Annotated in this window: 18 protein-coding genes; 8 read left to right on the top strand and 10 right to left on the bottom strand. The window is 44.2% G+C overall.

The annotated features are described in order from the left end of the window. Positions 1-293 precede the first annotated feature (293 nt). The 5 genes from DQQ10_RS09495 to DQQ10_RS09475 all read left to right on the top strand — a co-directional run bounded on the left by DQQ10_RS09495 (position 294) and on the right by DQQ10_RS09475 (position 8,559). Complete coding sequence (locus DQQ10_RS09495) at positions 294-3,497, top strand: SusC/RagA family TonB-linked outer membrane protein (protein WP_112746608.1); 3,204 nt, start codon at positions 294-296, stop codon at positions 3,495-3,497. Between the two features lie 13 nt (positions 3,498-3,510). Continuing rightward, positions 3,511-5,061, top strand: a complete 1,551-nt coding sequence (locus DQQ10_RS09490) for a SusD/RagB family nutrient-binding outer membrane lipoprotein (RefSeq protein ID WP_165823870.1) — start codon at positions 3,511-3,513, stop codon at positions 5,059-5,061. Positions 5,062-5,078: 17 nt separating this feature from the next. After that, on the top strand, positions 5,079-5,717 hold the full coding sequence (locus tag DQQ10_RS09485; RefSeq protein WP_112746606.1) for an immunoglobulin-like domain-containing protein: 639 nt from the start codon (positions 5,079-5,081) through the stop codon (positions 5,715-5,717). A gap of 11 nt (positions 5,718-5,728) precedes the next feature. Continuing rightward, on the top strand, positions 5,729-6,250 hold the full coding sequence (locus tag DQQ10_RS09480) for a lipid-binding protein (RefSeq protein WP_112746605.1): 522 nt from the start codon (positions 5,729-5,731) through the stop codon (positions 6,248-6,250). Between the two features lie 368 nt (positions 6,251-6,618). After that, a complete protein-coding gene (locus DQQ10_RS09475) occupies positions 6,619-8,559 on the top strand; it encodes a tetratricopeptide repeat-containing sensor histidine kinase (RefSeq protein ID WP_112746604.1) in 1,941 nt (646 codons plus the stop codon). On the opposite strand, the gene DQQ10_RS09470 is transcribed toward DQQ10_RS09475, so the two are convergent. After that, positions 8,551-9,678 (bottom strand): DUF2911 domain-containing protein, encoded by a 1,128-nt coding sequence (locus DQQ10_RS09470; RefSeq protein WP_112746603.1) that lies wholly within the window; start codon positions 9,676-9,678, stop codon positions 8,551-8,553. The genes DQQ10_RS09475 and DQQ10_RS09470 overlap by 9 nt on opposite strands. A gap of 168 nt (positions 9,679-9,846) precedes the next feature. Then, positions 9,847-10,755, bottom strand: a complete 909-nt coding sequence (locus DQQ10_RS09465; protein ID WP_133259598.1) for a diacylglycerol/lipid kinase family protein — start codon at positions 10,753-10,755, stop codon at positions 9,847-9,849. Positions 10,756-10,775: 20 nt separating this feature from the next. On the opposite strand from DQQ10_RS09465, the gene DQQ10_RS09460 reads away from it, so the two are divergent. Continuing rightward, positions 10,776-11,126: a YopX family protein gene (locus DQQ10_RS09460; RefSeq protein ID WP_112746601.1), complete on the top strand. Its 351-nt coding sequence runs from the start codon at positions 10,776-10,778 to the stop codon at positions 11,124-11,126. On the opposite strand, the gene DQQ10_RS09455 is transcribed toward DQQ10_RS09460, so the two are convergent. The 8 genes from DQQ10_RS09455 to rsfS all read right to left on the bottom strand — a co-directional run bounded on the left by DQQ10_RS09455 (position 11,127) and on the right by rsfS (position 19,796). Next, on the bottom strand, positions 11,127-11,369 hold the full coding sequence (locus DQQ10_RS09455) for an acyl carrier protein (RefSeq protein ID WP_112746600.1): 243 nt from the start codon (positions 11,367-11,369) through the stop codon (positions 11,127-11,129). It abuts the gene before it with no gap. A gap of 129 nt (positions 11,370-11,498) precedes the next feature. Further along, positions 11,499-12,851: a sensor histidine kinase gene (locus DQQ10_RS09450; protein ID WP_112746599.1), complete on the bottom strand. Its 1,353-nt coding sequence runs from the start codon at positions 12,849-12,851 to the stop codon at positions 11,499-11,501. After that, on the bottom strand, positions 12,841-14,184 hold the full coding sequence (locus tag DQQ10_RS09445; RefSeq protein WP_112746650.1) for a sigma-54-dependent transcriptional regulator: 1,344 nt from the start codon (positions 14,182-14,184) through the stop codon (positions 12,841-12,843). Before DQQ10_RS09445 ends, DQQ10_RS09450 begins: the two co-directional genes overlap by 11 nt. Before the next feature lie 527 nt (positions 14,185-14,711). Then, positions 14,712-15,203, bottom strand: a complete 492-nt coding sequence (tnpA, locus tag DQQ10_RS09440; RefSeq protein WP_245970350.1) for an IS200/IS605 family transposase — start codon at positions 15,201-15,203, stop codon at positions 14,712-14,714. Positions 15,204-15,549: 346 nt separating this feature from the next. Further along, complete coding sequence (locus DQQ10_RS09435; protein ID WP_112746598.1) at positions 15,550-16,323, bottom strand: hypothetical protein; 774 nt, start codon at positions 16,321-16,323, stop codon at positions 15,550-15,552. Beyond that, positions 16,320-17,093, bottom strand: a complete 774-nt coding sequence (locus DQQ10_RS09430; RefSeq protein WP_112746597.1) for a UDP-2,3-diacylglucosamine diphosphatase — start codon at positions 17,091-17,093, stop codon at positions 16,320-16,322. The genes DQQ10_RS09435 and DQQ10_RS09430 overlap by 4 nt, the downstream gene beginning before the upstream one ends. A 213-nt stretch (positions 17,094-17,306) precedes the next feature. After that, complete coding sequence (gene ftsH, locus DQQ10_RS09425) at positions 17,307-19,364, bottom strand: ATP-dependent zinc metalloprotease FtsH (protein ID WP_112746596.1); 2,058 nt, start codon at positions 19,362-19,364, stop codon at positions 17,307-17,309. A gap of 63 nt (positions 19,365-19,427) precedes the next feature. Then, entirely contained in the window at positions 19,428-19,796 is a 369-nt protein-coding gene (rsfS, locus tag DQQ10_RS09420; RefSeq protein ID WP_112746595.1) for a ribosome silencing factor, read from the bottom strand. 99 nt (positions 19,797-19,895) lie between these two features. On the opposite strand from rsfS, the gene DQQ10_RS09415 reads away from it, so the two are divergent. Both DQQ10_RS09415 and DQQ10_RS09410 read left to right on the top strand, forming a co-directional pair. After that, positions 19,896-20,606, top strand: coding sequence for a biotin--[acetyl-CoA-carboxylase] ligase (locus DQQ10_RS09415; protein ID WP_165823869.1), 711 nt, complete (start codon positions 19,896-19,898; stop codon positions 20,604-20,606). A 13-nt stretch (positions 20,607-20,619) separates the two neighbouring features. Beyond that, on the top strand, positions 20,620-21,789 hold the full coding sequence (locus tag DQQ10_RS09410) for a THUMP domain-containing class I SAM-dependent RNA methyltransferase (RefSeq protein WP_112746593.1): 1,170 nt from the start codon (positions 20,620-20,622) through the stop codon (positions 21,787-21,789). The last annotated feature ends 562 nt before the right edge of the window (positions 21,790-22,351 follow it).

Below are 22,351 nucleotides of genomic sequence, written 5' to 3'. Positions count from 1 at the left end.
CTTCCACGCGAAACATCGATCCGATTTTAATTCGTTTGAAAACTTCATATTCAAGTCATCTTCATCATTTCTCGGTAATGATGATTGCCTGTTTGGGGGATAGACTTTTTTTGCAAAAAATGCAATGCCACGTCGATTAATAACCCATCATGGGTTATGCGTGTCGTTTTAATATACCTCTTATTGAGTCATTCATTTAGGTTTTGCTTTGCGGAGTTTTGAAATAACGGCATGATAGCGTCATAACTCCGCGATCATGCTGGAGTTTTTATTAAAAAATTAACCTAAAATGTATGAGGAACTTTTTACTAATCGGTTTCTTCTGCCTGTTGCATGTTTCCGTAGCGTGGGCGCAGGATCGAACCATTCGCGGCAGGGTTACTTCGGCCGATGACGGAACGGGACTTCCTGGCGTGAACGTTTTGCTTAAAGGAACAGGTACCGGTGTCGTTACAGATGCCGACGGAAACTATTCGCTTACCGTCCCCGCTGGACCAGGCACGTTGGTGTTCAGCTTTATCGGACTTCGTTCAGAAGAAATTGAAATCGGGGAACGCTCGGTTATCGACATGCCGATGCAAGAAGATGTTGCCCAACTTGGTGAAGTCGTGGTGACAGCGTTAGGTATCTCGCGTGAGAAAAGATCGGTAGGATATTCGATCGCCAATGTCAGCGGTAAAGACTTGACGAAAGGTACAAGTAGCAACTTTACTTCGGCGCTTTCAGGAAAGATTGCCGGTGTACAAGTAACTGGTGGTACGGGTGCTCCAGGAAGTTCTACGAACGTAGTCCTTCGCGGATATGCTAACATCGGTAGAGGTACGCAGCCACTGTACGTGATTGACGGTGTGCCTGTAACCAACACAAATCAAAATTTCAACACCAACGGTGCTGATATCAACCGCACCGTAGACTTTGGTAACGGTATCAACGACATCAACGCAAATGATATCGAATCCATGTCTGTACTGCGTGGATCTGCTGCAACAGCGATGTACGGATCAGCTGGTGCGAATGGGGTTATCATGATCACAACCAAAAAAGGTTCAAAGGAACTCGCGGGTAAGCCGAGAGTATCTATCAGTTCGTCCGTGGTCTTTTCTTCGTTGCTGAAGAAGCCAAGTTATCAGAAGGATTTTGGACAAGGATGGGACGGTCACTATGCAAGCAATGAAAACGGTAACTGGGGCCCTCGCTACACGAACGATCCAAGACTTTGGGGTAATGCAGTGAATGGTAGTCAACTTTATAAAGACTTCTCTTTCCTTGACGACCAACTTACTGATTTTTATGAAGTAGGAACAATGTTCGACAACTCCGTTTCCGTATCCAGTGGAAATGCAGATGGATCTTTCTACATCTCTTATAACAATGTATCGAGTGATGGTATTGTTCCGAGCGATAAGGACAGCTTCAACAAGAACAGCTTCAAGTTCGGTGCTTCACGCAAAATGGGTAAAGTGCTCGAGTTGAATGCAAGCTTTAACTATATTAATAAAGTTATCAACGCACTGCCTACCGGACAAGGTCAAGGCGGAAGTGCTAACTTGTTCGATGATCTCCTTCAACATCCTGCCGATATCAGTTTGGCTGATATGAAGAATTACAAAGATCCGAACTCTTTCTTCAATCCCAACAATTACTTCACGCCATTCTTGTGGAATCCATACTTCACAATCGATAACACTTCAAACGAAGCAAACATCGATCGTATGATAGCAAGCTTCACATTGAATGCAGATATTTACAAGCCGCACAACATCAAAGGTACTTTGCGTTTTGGTGGTGACGTTCAAAATACTGTCGGTCATAACTACGACGGCAAGTATACATTGAATGATAACAGTGTAAACAAGGGTACACAAGATGATATCGACGGATATTACCGCGAGTTTCAACGCACGAACCGGTTATACAATTTGGATGCATTTGTATCCGGAGGTCACAACTTTAACAATGTAAACTTGAATTTGCTCTTAGGAACGAACCTTGAGCACAATACGCAAACGCTGAGTATGGATGAGGTGAAATCGTTGGTGTTGGAGCAACAATTCCCGAACCTGGCGAACACATCAGCAACACCAATCGTATCAGGTGGTTTCCCACACAGAACATTTAGAAGACAATCTTTGTACTCTGTACTCGAAGCGAGCTATAAAGATGTTTTGTATGTGACAGGAGCACTTCGTAAGACTTGGTCTTCAACGCTACCGCAAGGAAATAATTCGTATTTCTATCCTTCTATCAATGCCAGCTTAGTACTTTCTGATGCATTCAAAGCACTTAATACTTCATGGGTAGACTTTATCAAAGTACGTGTAGGTTATGGACAGACCGGTAACGATGCTGATCCTTATGTGGTAAATCCAGTGTACGTACAAGGACAAGTAACGACGGGTATTCCGTTCAGCGATCTTACGTTCCCATTGGGTGGCGTAACAGGATATGAGTATAGCAACGTGTTGGGTAATCCTAACTTGAAGCCAGAAATTTCGACTGACTTTGAAACAGGATTGGATTTCAATTTATTCGACAATCGCTTAGGTGTTGATGTAACGTACTATAATAAGACAACCGAAGGATTGCTCTTGCAACGCACACTTGCATCGTCGTCAGGATTTGATTTCATGTGGGATAACGTTGGTAAAATGACCAACAAAGGTATCGAGATCACAGCGAGCATTACGCCGATCCGTACATCTACTGGCCTGACTTGGGACATAGCGTATAAGTTCGACAAGAACGTAAACAATGTTGTTAGCTTAACAGAAGGTCTCGACGAAGTAACCATTACCGGTTTTGTTTCGCCAAGCGTTGTAGCAATCAAAGGCAAAACTGTTTCGCACGTGAAAGCATTCGGTACACAGAAGACAGAGGATGGTAGAGTGATCGTTGATTCACAGACTGGTAGACCATTGGCTACAGCGGAGGGAATTGATCTTGGAAGCACATTGTACGACTACACAATGGGTATCAGCAATACGATTACCTACAAAAACTTCTCGTTGTTCTTCCAGTTTGACTACAGACATGGTGGTAGGTTCATCTCTTACAGTAAGCAATCTATGATGTGGTCAGGAAAAGATCCACTGACGACCTACAACGACAGAAAACCATTCGTTGTGCCGAACTCAGTTTATGTAAACGACGATGGTGACTACGTTGAGAATACCATTCCAATTACGACTTCCGACTTGAACAACTACTACGGTGGTGAATGGAACGATGAAGCAAATGTATTGACAAAAACATTTTGCAAACTCCGCGAGTTGAATCTTACGTACAACTTGCCGCAAAGTTTGCTGAGCAAGAGCTTCTTGTCATCGGCATCAGTTTCATTGGTCGGAAACAACCTATGGTTATGGACACCTTCAGAGAACAACGTAATCGATCCTGAAATCACAACAGCTGCGAACGGATCAGGTACAGAGTTCGGTGAAATCAGAGGATATCCGTCTGTAAGGAACTATGGCTTCAGGGTTAATTTGTCATTCTAAAATGTCAACAGCAATGAAAAGAAAGAATATAATTATGCGGAGCGCGGCGAAGGCGTCTTTAACGATCCTCTTCTCCTTATCCGTTTTGTTTAGTGGGTGCGATAGCTATCTTGATGTGAATGATGATCCAGACGCTATCCAAGAAAACCCTGGTGTTTTCCTATTGCCTTCCATCCAGATTTCAATAGGCAGTGTTGTTGGTGGAACGTTCGCGCTTCATGGTTCGCTATGGGCCCAGTACTACAATCAAAACAACACAGCGAACCAATATCGCACTGTTATCGACATGGATATGCGCGCTAATGACGGTGATAACATGTGGATTGAAATGTATTCATCAGCACTGAGTGATATTCAGAAATTGAAAGAATACAGTCTTGCTACTGAAACTTTTGATCCTCGTTTGAACTTAATCGCGACAGTACTGGAAAGTTATTCTTTTCAAGTGTTGTTCGATGCTTTTGGACAAGCCCCTTATTCACAGGCTTTCCAAGGACAGGTTAGTGAAAATTACAATCCTGCATTCGAGCGCGGAGAAGAAGCTTATCCACTGTTGGTGACAGCTATTGATCAGGCTATTGCGCGTTACCGAAACTTTAATCCAGATAACGATGCTACGCTGAGCATGCTGCCAGAAGATGATCAAGAACTTGATTTGATTTTCAATGGTAACATGAATACCTGGATTGCATTCGCGAACTCTGTGAAGTTGAAATTGGCTGTGCGTAATCTCGACTATGCTCCAGATTGGTCTAAGGCAATTATTGAAGACCTCGAAGAGCAAGGAAATTATCTTACAGCAGACGCTATGCTTGATGTATTTCAAGCAGAGGTGAACAAGGAGAATCCGCTATTCGCACAGGATCAAAATCTGAATACAACCATCAACCTGGTGGCGAACAGAACACTGTCGGAATTCTGGACGAACAATGCTGACCCACGTGAAGCGCTGACCTACTATGCTAACACTGCGGGAAATCTTTTGTTAGATCATGGTGATCACAAGGCGACAACAGCTACGAATCCGAACAACTCTAATCGCAGACCGATCATGGATGCGACACGACCAGTATACTTCTTGACTACTTCGGAGATAGATTTCTTCCGTGCAGAATTAGTCGTGAAAGATATCATTGATGGAGATGCGAAGGCGTTGTATGATGCCGCTGTGAAAAGTTGCTTTGCGCGTGTCGGCTCTACTGCAGCTGTGGCAGAAACAAACTTCCTCGCAGCGGGTAAACCTTACGCTTTCTCCGATACGCCAGAAGGTCAGTTGCGTGACATCGGCGTTCAGAAATGGGCTGGTTTAGCCAATGTAAATCCATACGAAGGCTTCATCGAAGTTCATCGCCTGGATCATCCAAGGATTGCGGCTACAAGTACCTACGATGCTGATCCGCCACAAGGTAACGAAGGCGCTGTGTTGTACTTGCCGAAGAACACCGTGCTGGGGACCGGTTACATCAGAAGATATTTGCTTCCAGAATCTGAGTCTGTTTCGAATGCAAATTTCCCAGCGCAGCAGACGCGTGCAACTGACAAGCTCTGGTGGGACGTCAACTAAACTAAATTTAGAATTACATGAAGAACTTTATTCATACAAAGTTACGCATCGCAGTAGGCATTGTTGCCCTGTTTGCGATAACCTCCGCGTGTGACTCGGACGGTGATTCTGTTGGAGTGTCAACAGTCACCTATTTTCCATCATTTGAAATCGTGGATGGCGAAAATGTAGTGGTAGAAGTTGGTGACGACTTCGCCCCCGATGCTATCGTGATGGAAGGCGAAACGGAATTGGAACCGACCATTGATACAGATCTTAATATGAATGTTCCGGGAATTTACAGTGTTGTGTATTCTGCCGTAAATTCAGATGGATACGCTGGTACAGCGACACAAGAGGTAGTTGTTTATGATCCAACGATTGTACCAACGAATGTGGTTGGAAGTATTGTCGATGCAAATAATGCATCACGTACAGGTACGATCTCTTTAGTGGAAGGTACAACAAATCTGTTTTTAGGATCCGATATGGGGTTCGGTGGCGTGTTTCCATTGTATTTCCAAATGGACGGTGATGAGATGACCGTTATTCCGCAGACCTTCGCTGCTGGCTTCGGTGTTGAAACCGTTGAAGCCAATTACACACCAGGCACAAAACAATTTTTTGTGCGAATTCTTCCACAGAATTTTACCTATACATTCAAACTCACACAATAATTTTCACTGACATGAAGAATAATATATTGATACTGGTTTCCCTCTTGATGCTTTCACTGGCGTCGTGTAAGACGGATGACATTGATCCAGGAGCAGCAGCAAACAATGAGTTGAGTGGCGAATGGTTTGTAGAATATAACCATGAATTGGCTGGGCATGACCCACTCGGTTTGGGCTATACGCGTTTGTTAACGGCTACCACTGCGTCACAGTCTGCAACCGAACTGATTATTACGGATGAAGATAACGCACGTAATTTTCGTGTTAAAGCAAAGATGGACGTAGCAGCAGGAACATTTGGTAGCGCTGATACCTTGATGAACATCATTGAATATGAAGGTGAAGATGAAGAAGATCCTCCTTTCAGAATTAAGGTCGTTGTTAAAAACGGCAAAATCGTCCGCGATGCTGTTACGACTAACGCAGGTGTTGTTGCAGATAGTATCTATTTTGATCTCTGGCTTGAAGACCTTGGAGAAACACTTCAGGTGTCTGGCTATCGCAGAACTGGTTTCTTAGCTGATGAGCATTGATAAAATAGGCCGCTAAATTTATAAAAGGGGCCGTCGTTAGTGACGGTCCTTTTTTTATTCTCTAGGACCTGCGTGCAAAGGCCTTCTTTTTTTCTTCGTTATAGCAATGCATGTAGTCTAGTCGCGTGCGTGCCGCATCATTGTGTGGGTAACCGATCGCGAAAGATAATCGCCTCAATTTCCATTTTTTGCAAGCTTACGCTGCCATCTTTTCTTATAGACTCTTTAGAAGTGTTTTAAATGCCTTATAGCAGTTTTTTTTGATTTTGGGGTTCACCGTCCACATGTAGGTTTTGAACCGCTTTTGAGTAGCTTTTGCAAGTCACACTTACGTAGTTTCACGGTATACAGAGAGTCTTTAACCCATTATGTTTCCCAGAGGACTGCTCATCGTGCTATTGATGATACCTACTGCTGCTTTTTCTCAACGAGATAAGGCAGACAGCCTAGAGGTATTTATCAATAATTCGCACGAAGACACTATAAAGGTGCAGTTGCTGAACGAATTGGTGACGATTATCCGCGATCGCGATGCGCGTAAAGCCTTTCCTTACGCCCGACAGGCGCGCGATCTGGCGCGTGTGCTCGGCTATAATCGTGGGATGGGTAAGGCACTTGAGAACCTTGCCTGGATCCATTACCGTCGTGGCGACTACTCTCGCGCTTTCAAACTATCAACAGAATCATTGCGGATTTACGAATCGTTGAACGATCGTGCCGGAATCGCGAATTGCTACAATCACATCGCCGCCTTTTTGTACGAGCAAAAGCAATACACCCAAGCCATCGAAAACTTTACAAAAGCAATGGAGTTTAGTACGTCGGCCAACGATAAAGCTACCACCGCGCGATGCTTCACGAATATTGCGTTTACATACATCAGTCTCGAACAATACGACTCCACTATACGATACGCCAACCGCGCACTCGTGTTGGGTAAGCTGATCAATAATCAATATATCGTAGCGACCGCTACACGCTCTTTAGGTGATGTCGATTTACACTTCCGTCGCTACGAACAAGCAATACAGAAATACCGCGAAGTGTATAGCGCTGCCACATCCTTAAATAATACGTTCTTACTTGCATCTGTTTTACATCGGATGGGAAAGGTTTATGTGGAGCGGAAGCAATATGACAAAGCGTTGCCGTACCTTCTCGAAACATTAGAGGTTTCGAAACGCTACGAGCACAAGGATGAATTGGAGCGCACGTGTAAACTGATTGTCGAAGTGTACATGGCGCGAAACGATCTCAAAAAAGCTTTCGAATATCAGGTACATTATATTCAGATCCACGATTCCCTTAATGATCAACGCAACAGCGAACAGGTATCCTTGATGCAAGCACGCTTCGATTCGGAAATGAAGGAAACGAAGATTGAACTGCTTACGAAAGAAGCGCAGCTTAAACAAGAAGAAATCAATAGCCAACGTGTATGGATGTATTTCTACATTGGATCGCTGAGTTTGTTCGTGCTGCTGGCGTTCGTGTTGTTGTTTAACTATCAAGTCAAGAAGAAAGCAAACATAAGACTCGAAGAGAAAAATGCCGAGATTGAAAGACAGGCCCGTGAATTGGGAAGCTTGAACGTTGCGAAAGATAAACTGTTCTCCATCATTAGTCATGATTTGAGAAGTCCGTTGTCAAGTTTAAAAGGTTTGATGGATCTTGTTATTGAAGGTGCGCTGTCGAAAGATGAGTTTATGCCTGTGGCTAAAAATCTTAAACATACGCTCGAGTCTGTACAAGAAAATTTGGATAATCTGTTGTACTGGGCGCAATCACAGTTGAAAGGTTTGCAAGTCAATCCTGAAACTTTTCAAGTGCGCTCGTTGGTAGATGAAAAGATAAAGTTGTTCCACGAAATCAGCAAAGCGAAGAACATCACGATTGTGAATGAAATTGAGGATCAATTATACGTTCATGCTGATAAAAACCATATCCGATTAGTATTTAGAAATCTTATTGCCAACGCAATCAAATTTAGTTTGTCAGGTGGAAGTATTCTGGTTCGTCAACGTTTGGTGGACGGACAAGTGGAAATTTCGGTTTCTGATAGTGGCGTAGGTATGAACGCGCGTGACGTTGGTAAGTTGTTTAGACCAGAAACACACTTTACAAATCCAGGAACGCAAAAGGAAAAAGGAATCGGTATTGGGTTGTTGCTCACGAAAGAATTTGTAGAGAAGAACGGTGGCGCGATTTGGGTAAACAGCGAGATAGGAAAAGGATCTACTTTTGTGTTCACACTCAAACGCATCACCGTTGCCGTCAAGAGGGAAGCGGTGTATTCACACTCACTTTAATTTTTTAAGTTCGCCTTCATAAAACGATAAATAATTTTTCTGATTGGCAGGAAGATTCTGAATGGCGATCTCCCAATTTTTGATTGCATTTTTCTTATCGCCCACAGCGGTATAGCCGCGCGCAAGCCCTACGTGTGTTGTAAATTTATCTTCGGGATGCAGTTGCTTGTTGAGTTTGAATATCGCCAACGCCTTGTCATTTTTCCCTGCAGCCAATATCGCTCTAGCATATTGATGAACGTCGGCAACGGAAGCAGTAGGATGTTTAATCGCTTTTTGCATAATAGCTTCTGCTTCTTGATCTCTTCCCATCGCCATCAATACTTGTGCCTTGGTTTGCAATGTTGAAAACATCTCACGTCCGATAAACGGATGGCTAATGGCCGAATCTGCCCACATCAATGCTTCCGGTAGATTGATTTTGTTCTGTGCGCAAAATTGTGCAGCCTCCGTATAACCTTGGTAGCGGAAACCAGTAGTGGTACCGTTGAGATCAGCACGGAATTTTTTCACATAAAGGTCATTGCCATTCGGAACGTCGATCTTCATGGGTACACGTTTCTTCTCCCATTGTAAATATGCTACCGCAGAATTTTGCAGACGCTCATCAAAACCGAACGTTAACCATTCCGTATAGGGTGCGTCTACGAGATTGGTCTCTACGCGGAGAACATCTTCGGCGGAATTGTAGTAATAACTTCCCCATGATGTTGTGTTGCTGGAGAAGATCCATTTCGAAGGACCATTTTGTGCGACCTCAAGAAAGAGTCCATACGTTCCTGCTTTGAGCGATTTGCCTTGCACTGTCACATCGTGTGAGAATGTGATGGTTGTGTTTTCATTTGCACCCGCTCTCCATGGGGCCGAGCGCGCAGGGCCGTAGCCTTGGTCGATGTAGCCATAGTGTACAAGTTCGCCCCAGATGTGGCCAGTACGATCTTCGCCATTCGGACCATGCACATCAGGACTACTGTAGTTAATCGTTACAGATACTAAGCCGATCCATTGCGTGATACTTGATTTTTGATTGCCACCACTGGGCGGCATCGTGAGCACCTGAGCAATAGTGCAAAGCGAGAGACATGTTAAAAAGAACAATGTCGAAAGTATTCTGATCATAATTTGTTGGGTTGGGTGAATTGGAATTGAAAAGTGAGTCAGCGTTGTTAGCTGAAGCACGACAAACGAAGTTAAATGAAAAATCTTCTTCGGTGTTCACCCCATTGCAGGGATTTACAGCACTGGTAATACGAGAATCAAAGAGGTTAAAAACGCTAGGAAGTGGAATTAAATCTTGTGCTTGCGCGGGCTTTGGTCGGGAACTAAAACTTTGAGGGACGACGGATTGATAGTAATCTGAAAGTTATCATGGTGTCCACACGGCTCGCCATCGACATGGTAGGCGATAGGTTTTGTTGTCTTGATAGTAATTTTTTGTCCTGCAACAATCTGACAAAAGGAAGAGCGCTCAATGTTTCCTGCGAAAACTGCATAAACGACATCGAGTCGATACATGGGAACTTTGCGAATGATGTTCAGGTGCAAAAGGCCATCGCACACCGAAGCTGCAGGGGCAATGCGCGCATTGTTACCATACTGCGAGGAATTTGCTACTGCAATAATAAATGCATGTGCATCGACTGGATTCCCGTCGACAAGTACGCTTGCATCGAATTCTTTGAATTGTAGGAATTCACTAATTGTAAGTTTGGTATATCCTGTGAGGCCGCGTTTTGTTTTGCCGCCAAATAGATTTGCAATATGACCATCGAAGCCTATACCCGATACGTTCAGCGAGAGCTTGTCGTTAACGGTAAACGTATCGACGGCTACAGGAGAGCTTCGAAACACAGCGTTGATGGCGTCGTGAAGTTTCAGTGGAATACCAAGATGTCGCGATAGGCCATTGCCAGACCCACGTGGGATAATGCCCATGGGGACGGAACTTCGCACCAGACCTCTTGCCACTTCATTGATTGTGCCATCACCACCGACGGCGACAACAGCATCGAAATGTTCTTTTACGGCTGCTTGTGCTAACTCCGTGGCATGTCCTGGACTTCTTGTAAATTCAATCGTACATTCAACATCATGACGTTCGCTGACCTCAATCATCTTGCCCTCGACGGCAGGCTGATAACCCGTGCCGGCAAATTTGTTGACGATGAACATTACTTTTTTGCTGCGCGTTTCCACACCCAACGTTACTAATTTTTATGGAGAAGAATTTCGATAGACCTCGGAAACTGAAATTTAAAGCCTGGAATAAAAGCACCGGTCTCATGATGAGGCTGCATGCGATAGACTGCGTAAAGGGTGAGTTGATAAAACAAGATCATCACTTATTGCAATTCACAGGGCTTGTGGACAAGCAAGGCGAGGAACTTTACGAACTTGATGTTGTAATGATATCGGGCGCGCGTTATTACATCTTTTGGGATGACCAGCGCAATGGCTGGTCGATCAAAAACCTTGCTGACGGAAGCGAGCAATCCTTTCACCGGGCATTGATGGAAGACGCTACCAGATTATGGAACCATCTTGAATCAAAGGCAAAAAAAACGTGATTACTTGTTCGAAATCTTTTCTTGAATGTACTTCACGGCTTGGCCATAGGTCTGAAGCTTTTCAGCATCGTCATCAGGTATTCTAATGTCGAAGGTTTGCTCAAACTCCATCACAATCTCCGCATAGTCTAAGGAATCAATACCGAGGTCTTTTACAAAATTTGCCTCCGGTGTGATTTCGGACTCAGCGATACCAAGCTTATCTGTTAAAATTCGAGTGACTTTCTGAGGGATGTCTTGCATAAGTAGCTTAACTGTTTCGTAAATGTATCAGTTTCTTTTAAAAGTGGAAAACTTGGGGCAGGAATTGGTAATTCATGCAAATTAACTTCCGTAGCCAGTCCAATAGCAACCATTCAAAAAGGGATGCCGCTAGAACCGCATCGCGAACTCGGTACCGATACCCACCGTTGATTTGACCGTAAGTGTCCCCTGATGCTGTCGCATAATTTGTCGCGACAAGCTAAGCCCAATACCGGAGCCTGTTTTCTTGGTCGTAAAGAAGGGTATAAAAATCTTTTCCATCGCTTCCGGATCAATACCCGTTCCGTTGTCTTTGATGGCGATGATAGGACGGGATTTTTCATTCAAATAAGCCCGCATCTCCACTTGTCGATTTTCAGTGGTCTCGTCGAAGGCTTGTATCGCATTTTTTAGCAAGTTGATAATGACTTGCTCGATCATGTTCTTATCTGCAGAGAGTGTGAGGTCCTCAGGATATACTGAGATCTTCAGGTGAATACACTTGTCTGAAATTTCTTTGCGATGAAGCATGGTGAGTTCTTCCAACAGCGTTCGAACTTCAATCTGAACAGGCTTCGGTTTCGGAATACTCGTCAGACTTCTAAACTCTTTCACAAATTGAATGAGTCCTTCGCTTCGCTTACTGATGGTTTGAAGAGAAAGATGGATGTCATTCAACTGTTCTTGTCCTAACTGAGCGCCATTGCTCTCTTGTGTGAACGGTTTTAATTCTTCTTCAACAATACCGGCAAGTGAAGAAATTGGCGTTACAGAATTCATGATCTCGTGCGTGAGTACACGTACAAGATTTTGCCATGCTTCCATTTCTTTCTCTTCCAATTCGTTTTGAATGTTCTGAAGGGAAATCAATTTCAGGTTCTCACCACGCAGCGTCAGTTCAATGGCGTAGATAGATAACTGAACAATATCGTCGCCGATCTTGAGTCGGGTCAATTCGCGGCCACCGGTTTTTAGTTTGGTGAATACATTAACAAGTGTTTCACTTACTTCACCAAGGTCTTTGATGTTCTCAGCTTTATTGACTTTCAAAAGCTTTCGCGCAGCACTGTTGAATATCTCTATCTTTCCATCCTCTTTAAAGATCAATAAACCGATACCGACATGCATGACGATGTTTTTGAAGAAAAGGAATTCTGAATCCTTCTCCCGACGCGCAGTGCGGAGCTTCATCATAGCTTCATTCATTTCCTGATGAAGACGTTTTACGCTGGGATCGTCACTTTCTGTTTTAAAAGAATAGGAGAGATCATCGAACTTAATCGAGTCGAGGAATGAGGCAATGTTATCATTCGATCGCTCGAAGTGAACAATGAGTTGTTTTACTTGGTAAATGCTTAATCCTAAAAAGATCACCGCATAAACCCAGTCACCGCTAGAGAAAGTAAAAAAAGAGAAAAGAAAAATAGAGCCGACCAAAAAGGCGACTCTACGGAAAATCGGTGACTTGAAATTAAAGTCCATATTTTTCCATGCGTCGATAAAGCGAGGCACGGGTTAATCCGAGTTCATCTGCGGCTTTGGAAATATTGCCATTGTGCATTTGCAACGCGCGGGCTATTGCTGCCTTTTCAACTTCATCGAGGTTGAGTGTATTGCTGTTCGTATTCGTCGATAACGCTCTGCTCAGCAGGAAATCACTGTCTTGTAGCGACGCAGAATCAGTCATGATTACGGCACGTTCAATAGCATGTTGGAGTTCACGAATGTTTCCTGGCCAAGCATATCGTTTAAGTTTGTCGATTGCTTCTCCGGCAATGGTATTAACACTCTTGTGATATTTCTTCGCATAATATTGCAAGTAGTGCTGCGCCAACAACGGAATGTCTTCCACTCGTTCTGCTAATGGCGGTACTTGCACTTCAACGGTATTGATGCGATAGAGTAGATCTTGTCGGAACGTTCCCTCTTGAACCATCTTATGCAACGGCATATTGGTCGCGCAAATCAAACGGATATCGACAGGGATAGCTTGATTGGCACCGACGCGTGTTACTTGTCGTGATTGCAACGCACTCAATAATTTGCTCTGCAATGCCATACTCAGATTTCCTATTTCGTCTAAGAAGAGTGTACCACCGTTGGCAAGTTCGAATCTGCCGGGTCTGTCTTCGCGCGCATCTGTAAACGCACCTTTCTTATGGCCAAATAACTCGCTCTCGAAAAGTGTTTCAGTTATCGCGCCCATATCTACCGATACAAAACTCTTGTCCTTACGGAGGGAGCGTTGATGGATAGCCCGCGCGATGAGTTCTTTACCTGTACCGTTCTCACCAAGAATCAATACGTTCGCATCGGTCTTGGCGACTTTGTCAATAAGGGTGAAAACTTCTTTTATGGTTTGGCTCTGCCCGATGATCTCAGCGAAAGGTTTGCTGATTTGCTCTTCAAGCATTTCCTTCGCTTTCTTCAGTTTGTCAACTTCATTGTACGACTGCTTCAAGCGAATCGCTGTAGAGATCGTCGCGATGAGTTTTTCATTTTGCCAAGGCTTAAGAATAAAGTCGGTTGCACCTGCTTTCAAAGCGCGTACAGCCATCTCCACGTCACCAAATGCAGTGATCATGATCACTACCGAATTCGGTTCATGCGTGAGTATTTGTTCAAGCCAATAGAAACCTTCTTTACCGCTCGTGATGTCTTTGCTGAAATTCATATCCAGCAGGATTACATCGTAGGTGTCGTTGTGGAGGAGAAAAGGAATTTTTTTTGGATTCTTTTCGATGATCACGTGATGCCCTTGCTTCTTAAGCAACATCTTGGCCGCTAATAGCACATCTTCGTCATCATCGATCATGAGAATTTTACCGCCTTCTGAATTCACGAGTAAGAGTTAATATTTAGGTGAACGCTATTGTGTATGAAATACTGTGCCAGAATAAGAAAAGTTGATTATTAGCTCAACATCGAGGTTTTCTGACATTTTAAGGTTACAAATATGTTCAAAAATGAACACTGGCGAAAGGCAATGGACAAACTTTTGATCGAAAACTGGCGGTTTCGGTCGGTCGTTCCGGGTTCACCGGGTTGAAACCCGGTGTAATGTTTTTGTTTGTTTCTTTTTTCAGTTTCACCGGATTGAAACCGGTGTAACGTTTTCGTTTGTCTCGGTTACTGTTTCACCGGGTTGGAAACCCGGTGAAACGTTTTGTTTGTTTCGTTTTCAGTTTCACCGGATTGAAACCGGTGTAAGGTTTTCGTTTGTCTCGGTTACTGTTTCACCGGGTTGGAAACCCGGTGTAACGTTTTGTTTGTTTCGTTTTCAGTTTCACCGGATTGAAACCGGTGTAACGTTTGTTTGTTTCGTTTTCAGTTTCACCGGATTCAAACCGGTGGAACGTTTTCGTTTGTCTCGGTTACTGTTTCACCGGGTTTAAACCCGGTGAAACGTTTTGCCAACGTTCCTGCGGTAAAACCTCCTCTTTTCAAAAATGTACTCAATACCCGGTGTCTATGTTTTTGCTTTTGGTTTTTTATATATCTAGTCACCACCGGTACTATCCCAGGTGACACTGTGATAGCATAATAATCCGTCTGCCATTGAAATTTGTTAGTTGTTAGCTTGTTGTTATTAATCCAGAATGCGCTCTCGCCTTTGATCTGCTTTACAACATCCGCGAGATTTTGAGTGGCGCGTAACTTGAGCAATGCATGCATATGATCAGCATATCCGTTAATACATCGCAGGTCTATTTGCTTATCATGACACATGTACTTGATATGATTGATCAGCAAGTCAATCAATGAATCAGAAAGCGTCACATTTCTGTATTTGGTAGTCCACACCACGTGAACCCAGATTTTTGTAAATGACATACAACGAAACGAATGTCATCGAAAATAATGAATCTCAGTTGACGTAGTCAATCCAATTTTCCAGACATAAATCCTTTTTTTATGTTTCCCCGGGTTTCAACCCGGGGCTTGGCTTTGCCGTGGGAAACCCGCTTTTTGTTTCACCTGGTAATCGCGGCTTTTATGTTTCCCAGGTTTCAACCCGGGGCTTTTTTTTGCCAGTGGGAAACGGCTTTTGTTTAGCCTGTTAACCAATGGCTTTTGGGTTCACCAGTAACCGCGGCGTTATCGCCGGGTTGAAACGCCGGCGAAACATTAACGATTTGATTTCGGGTTTAGCTCAGAGAGAAACATCGTAATGGAAAACCTATCGTTTCACTTCAATACTTTTATTGCCAACAACGAAGGTACGCTCATCGGTTAGTAGCAGGAATGGAGAATGGATGGGTAATTTTTCTTCTCGAGCTTCGCCATAAAAGATGTCGACGCGTTTCAGTAGATCGCCTTCTACGTAGTAGAGGTCGCTGCCCATGAAGTTGAAATAACGAATACTTTTCGAAGCAATGGTCTTCACGAGCTTACCCATACCGTTGTAAATCAAAATACCTTTTCCTTTTTCTAGAATGAACAGGAAGTTCTGGTAGTCGCGCATGTACAGAAAATTCTCTTTTGCACTCGTCGTGTTCATCGAGACATCAACAGGCACTGTGTTGGTGCGCGTGTTGATCTTCTTCAAGGTGTTATCAGCGCCATCGAGAATCCAGAAGTTTGTTTCGCCAGCAGGACAAATCAGCCAAGGCTCAATTGCAAAAGAGGCGTCGAACGTATGCGCTGCAGTCACTTCAAATGATGGATTAAAGATCCAGTATTGTTGCAGGTCGCGATAGTAAGCGAAGATTCGTGCGCCATCGCCAGGCTCAAATAGGGTAGGTCGTCGTTCTCCTTTGTAGAGTGAAAGAAGCTTCCCGTCTTGATCGAATTTTTGTATTTGATTTCCTTGCGTCAGGATATACAATTCACCGGGCCGGTCCACCGCAGCATAAACAATTGTATCGCTTATGGCGATGCTCGTGCTCTTACTGCTCTGCGCAAATGCAGACAGATTCATCAATGCGATGGTGGCAATCAAAATGACTTTCATCCTTCGAATGTCTTTAATGTTACAGCGTGTCCGTCGTATTCAGCATAGCAACACTGTGTTACCCATTCGCCCATGTTGATGTAGCGACTGTTATCGCCAATCTGCAGGTCCAGCACCAAATGACGATGACCGAAGATGTAGTAGTCGAAGTGTTCTTGTTTTTCACGATCGGTGCAATACACCCACAAGAATTCGTTCTCCTTGCTGATAAACTTGGCGTCTTCGCGTTTAATGTTGCTGATACGACTCTTCTTCGACCACAAGTTTGCAATGCCTATGCCAAGATTCGGATGAATTCTAGCAAAGAGCCACTGGCAGACCTTACTGTTGAAAAACTTCTTGAGCACTTTATAGGTACGATCGCCCGGACCAAGGCCATCGCCGTGGCCAATCAGTAGACGCTGTGTGCCTACTTGCAGCACCTGAGGATCGCGGTAGATCGGGATATCAAGCTCCTTCGTAAAGTAGTCGAACATCCACATGTCGTGATTCCCCGTGAAGAAAACAATAGGCACACCGGCATCGCGTAGCTCGGCTAACTTTCCTTGCAGACGCATATAACCCTTGGGAATAGTATGTTTGTATTCAAACCAAAAGTCAAAGATGTCGCCCATCAAATAGATTGTGTGTGCATCGTGACGGATAGATTCCAACCAGCGAACGATCTTTTTCTCGCGTGCTAAACTGCTGGCATGATCAGGAACACCGAGATGGAAATCAGAGGCAAAGTAGATTTTCTTATTGTTTAAGCTTTCAATCGGCGGAATCATTGATCAGTTATCAGTTATCCGTTATTGGTTAACGGTATTGCTATCAAATAAAAAACTCAGGCACTGGGTTGTACCTGAGTTTCAAAAATAGTTATTAGTTATCAGTTATCGGTTAATAGTGAATGCTCTTTAGCGGGTCTATTATGCAATAACTAACACCTTTGATCGCTTTAACTACACAGCTGAAGCTTGTGGCTAGTAGCCTGAAGCTTTTCAGCTTGCTTGTTCCTCGGGCTTTTCACCTTCTAATGTTGGAGTAGGATCAACGCCAGGTTGTTCTTGTTCGTGCTGTTTCTTTTCATATTTGCCCGAACCGTTTGTGAACTGTTGGTAAGTTGTTTGTCTTTCAAATGGACGCTTGCCAATGAGTCGCTCAAGATCTGCTTGGAAAAGAATCTCTTTCTCAAGAAGTTCTTTCGCGATGATATCCAGGTACTCGCGGTGAAGTGTTAACAGTTTCTTGGTGCGGTCATACGCTTCATCGATGATGTTCTTTACCTCTTGATCGATGCGTTCTGCCGTTGCATCAGAGTATGGCTTCTGGAAGGAGTAATCATTCGCCTTCGAATCGTAGAAGGAGATGTTACCGATCTTTGGATTCATACCATAAACCGAAACGATACTGTAAGCAAGCTTTGTAATTCTCTCAAGGTCACTTAACGCACCTGTAGAAATTTTGCCGAACACGATATCTTCTGCAGCGCGTCCACCGAAGGCCATACACATTTCGTCTAAGAGCTGTTCTGTCTGATAGAGGAATTGCTCTTTCGGGAGATATTGCGCATAACCGAGTGCAGCGACACCGCGTGGTACGATACTTACCTTCACCAATGGATCTGCGTGCTCCAGGAACCATCCTGCAACGGCGTGACCCGCTTCGTGAAAGGCAACGATCTTTTTCTCTTCAGGAGAAATGATTTTATTTTTCTTCTCCAAACCACCGATCACGCGATCAATGGCATCTTGGAAGTCTTGCATGTCTACAGCTTTCTTGTCGCGACGTGCGGCAATGAGTGCAGCTTCGTTACAGACATTGGCGATTTCAGCACCAGCGAATCCTGGTGTTTGTGCAGACAATTTCTTAGGGTCTACACTTGGATCAAGCTTGATCGGTTTCAAGTGTACTTTGAAGATTGCTTCACGACCAACGATATCTGGCTTATCGATACTGATCTGACGATCGAAACGACCCGGACGCAACAATGCTGAGTCGAGTACATCAGGTCTGTTGGTTGCCGCCAGGATGATAACACCCGAATCCGTTGCAAAACCATCCATCTCAACGAGGAGAGAGTTCAATGTATTTTCACGTTCGTCGTTTGCTCCCGGCAATTGACCACGTCCGCGTGAGCGACCGATAGCATCGATTTCGTCGATGAAGACGATACAAGGTGCTTTTTCTTTTGCTTGTTTAAAGAGATCGCGTACACGTGCCGCACCCACACCCACGAACATTTCGACGAAGTCGGAACCGGAAAGAGAGAAGAACGGTACACCAGCTTCACCGGCCACGGCTTTTGCGAGCAATGTTTTACCTGTTCCTGGAGGGCCGACAAGAAGGGCGCCTTTTGGAATTTTACCACCAAGTTTCGTGAACTTCGATGGGTTCTTAAGGAAGTCTACAATTTCTTTAATCTCTTCTTTTGCTTCATCGAGACCGGCAACGTCAGAGAAAGTGATCTTTACTTTATTCTCAGCATCAAACAATGCAGCTTTCGATTTGCCGATGTTAAAGATTTGTCCGCCGGGGCCACCGCCGCCAGTCATGCGCTTCATCAACATCCAGAAGCCGAAGAGTAGAAGGAAAAGCAATCCCCAATACACAATCTGACTGACGTAGCTGTCGCTTTTATCGAGATCGTACTCAGGGCGTTGTTTGCCTGATATTTTTTCGGTTTTTAAGAAATCATTGTAGTCGCGTTGAAAGCCATACGGATCAACAACATCGACGGTAAAGTGCGGGCCGCTGTTATTATTATTCCAAGCTGAATTGTTGAGCCTGCCTTTGTATTTCGCGTTTTCTACTGCATCTTTCTTCAGGGTTACTTCAACATAGCCAGCTTTGCTGAGCAACGTGATCTTGCTGACATCTCCGCTTTTTACCATTTGAAACAACTCTTCCTGGTCGATCTTCTTCAGACCAGATACGGTTTGCATATAAAATACAACGAAGATTACCGCGAGCGTCGCCAGGATAACCCACACTTGATAATTGCCGCGTGGTGGTTTGTTGGGGAGCAGCGGTTTGTTATTTTCTTTCTTGTCAGCCATTTCTTTTTATCTCTCCTTAAATTTAGCGTATTCGAAACATTAACGTGCTAATGGTTCATTAGTTTATTCAATTTCCGTTATCTCGGCATCGCCCCAAAGACGCTCTAGTGCGTAAAACTCACGGCGGTCTTTACGGAACACATGCGCGACAACATCAATATAGTCGAGAAGCATCCACTCTTTATTGTTTTTTCCTTCAACATGCCAAGGATTTTCTTTGAGCGCTTTGAACACTTGCTCATCAATAGAGTCTGCAATTGCATCCAGCTGTTTGTCTGAACTTCCAGAGCATACTACAAAAAAATCAGCTACTGCATTCTTAACTTTTCTCAGGTCCATGACAACGATGTCAGTCGCTTTCTTTTCCTGCATGCCTTTGACGATCACATCACTAAGCTTTTCTGCGCTGGCACCCTTCCTTTTTTTTGCCATTAAACTATCTTCGTTTTTGATTAACCCACAAAACTAATCAAAATTAACTTGTATAAAATCCCTGCCAGTACCCTTTTCACGGGCAAAAACCTTGTTTTCGTGCCGGAATGTCGTTCGACTAACGACCTCGCCCTGCAACTCTGCCAGCAATCATCAGTCACCGAAGGTACGCTCGTGATCACCACCAACCAAACAAAAGGTCGTGGACAACGCGGGAATTCATGGCTTTCATCGCCGGGACTGAACCTTACCTTCTCACTGATCTTTAAGCCTACTTTCCTTTCTGTCGCCAATCAGTTTTATCTCAACATCTTTACAGCGCTCGCAGTTCATGACTACCTGAAAGCGCGCATCACCAATACGGTAGCTGTAAAATGGCCCAACGACATCCTTGTCGATGATCAAAAAATATGCGGCATCCTCGTCGAGAATCAAATCCAAGGATCTCATTTTCAGGCCATCATTGCAGGAATCGGTGTAAACATCAACGAACACAATTTTTCGGCACCGGTGAAAGCGACTTCGTTGAGTCTCAAAACACAACAGACCCACGATTTGCAGGAAGAACTCGAACTTTTACTTCATAAAATAGAGATTCGCTACCTGCAATTGAAGGAAGGAAAGCTCGCACAACTGAAAGAAGACTATATTCGCGCTTTGTTTTGGCGCAATGAACAACACACGTTTGCTGCGTTCGACAAACAATTTCAGGGAAGCATTATCGACATCGACGATACCGGCCGTCTTTTGGTTGATGTCGATGGAAACGTAAGAGCGTTCGACCTGAAAGAAATTGCTTACATAAGATGATTTTCTGAACCACATGAGTGTTTTTACTACCCGCAGCCGCATTGTTATAACTTGTAACAAAAGACTTTCTCCATACTTAGAAAGTGAAGTGCGTGCACTCGGCTTCGAACCGGAACGAACTTTCATGACGGGAATCGAACTGTTTGGTACGCTTAACGACTGCATCACACTAAACTTGAATTTGCGCTGTGCCAGCCAGATTCATTACTCGTTGCAAGAGTTTAAAGTGAAGAACCCGGAGGACCTGTATGTGAAGGTGATCAACTACCCGTGGGAAAATCTGATTCAGAAGGATGGATATTTTTCGGTTACCAGTAACGTAAGTCACCCGACGGTGAATACAGAGCTTTTTGCCAATGTAAAAGTGAAAGATGCAATCGCAGATCGCTTCCGCAGACAGGTGGGCACGCGCCCGAACTCTGGACCAGAAGTAGATCAAGCGGTGATTCATTTGTATTGGAAAGATGAGCGTGCCGAGATATTTATCGATACGTCAGGAGCAACGCTAGCGAAACACGGCTATCGGAAAATTCCAGGCAAGGCGCCCATGCTAGAAGCACTCGCAACGGCTACGCTAATGGCCGGGAAGTGGGATCGTCAATCGCCTTTTGTAAACCCAATGTGTGGATCAGGAACGGTAGCCATCGAAGCTGCACTCCTGGCAACCAATCGTAAACCTGGATTGTACCGTGATAACTATGCGTTCATGCATATCATCGGCTATGATGATGCTGTTTATAAAGAAGCGCTTCGAAAAATTCGTACTGAAATAAAAGAAGTTCCAGGACTTAAGATTTATGCTTCCGATATCAGCGAAGATGCTGTTCAGGTTTCTCAGGTGAATGCCGGCATCGCTGGTATTGAACAATACATTGAATTTTCATTGTGTGATTTTGCAGAAACACCCGTACCAGAAGGTGTTAGTGGTGTGGTCTATTTCAACCCAGAATATGGTGAACGCCTTGGTGTGCTCCAAGAACTAGAACATACCTATGCGCGCATTGGCGATTTCATGAAGAAAAATTGCAAAGGTTATACAGGCTACATCTTTACCGGAAACATGGACCTCGCGAAAAAGATTGGACTGAAAGCTGCACGACGCATTGAGTTCTACAGCGCCAAGTTAGATTGCAGATTACTGGAGTATGAGTTATACGCAGGCACACGCCGCGTCGAAAAATAGTTATTGGTTATCGGTTGTCTGTTATTGGTTCAGTGAACCGTGATCCGTGAACTGAGAACCGTGAACCAAAGGACAATAAGACTTAGATAAGACCTACATAAGACCTACGATATGCCTTGAGCGGAGGGAGAGTGGAGAGAGTGTGGAGGTAGAGTGGAAGCAGGGCGGAAAAACCAACATTACTAATCTAACTTTACCAGGTTGCTGGCGCTTGCGTCGGAAGGAAAAATCCTACAAACATCGTTACCGAAGATACATCAATTTTGGCATAGCCGCATACTCAATAGCAACCCCTGCGAAACCGTGTCACAAGTTGTCATCCGATTACAGTAACATCTTCGACTTTCTTGCCTTGAGCTTTAAATTGGTTTAAAAGCGACCTGAATTTATTAATGGACAACGAATTTAGGAATGAGTAACTGCGGGGTGCCCAACTTAAACGCGGGGTAGCCCCGGCATGTGTGTGAGGCAGCATGTTTAAGTTTCCCCTTTTCTTTTGCTTCGTTTTCTTTTGGGGAAGCAAAAGAAAATGAAGGAAGATACGGATGTACGAACTTCTCGC

It is taken from the genome of Pseudochryseolinea flava (genome assembly GCF_003286915.1).
GTDB lineage: Bacteria > Bacteroidota > Bacteroidia > Cytophagales > Cyclobacteriaceae > Ohtaekwangia > Ohtaekwangia flava.
This window is presented reverse-complemented; position numbering and strand designations above follow the sequence as displayed.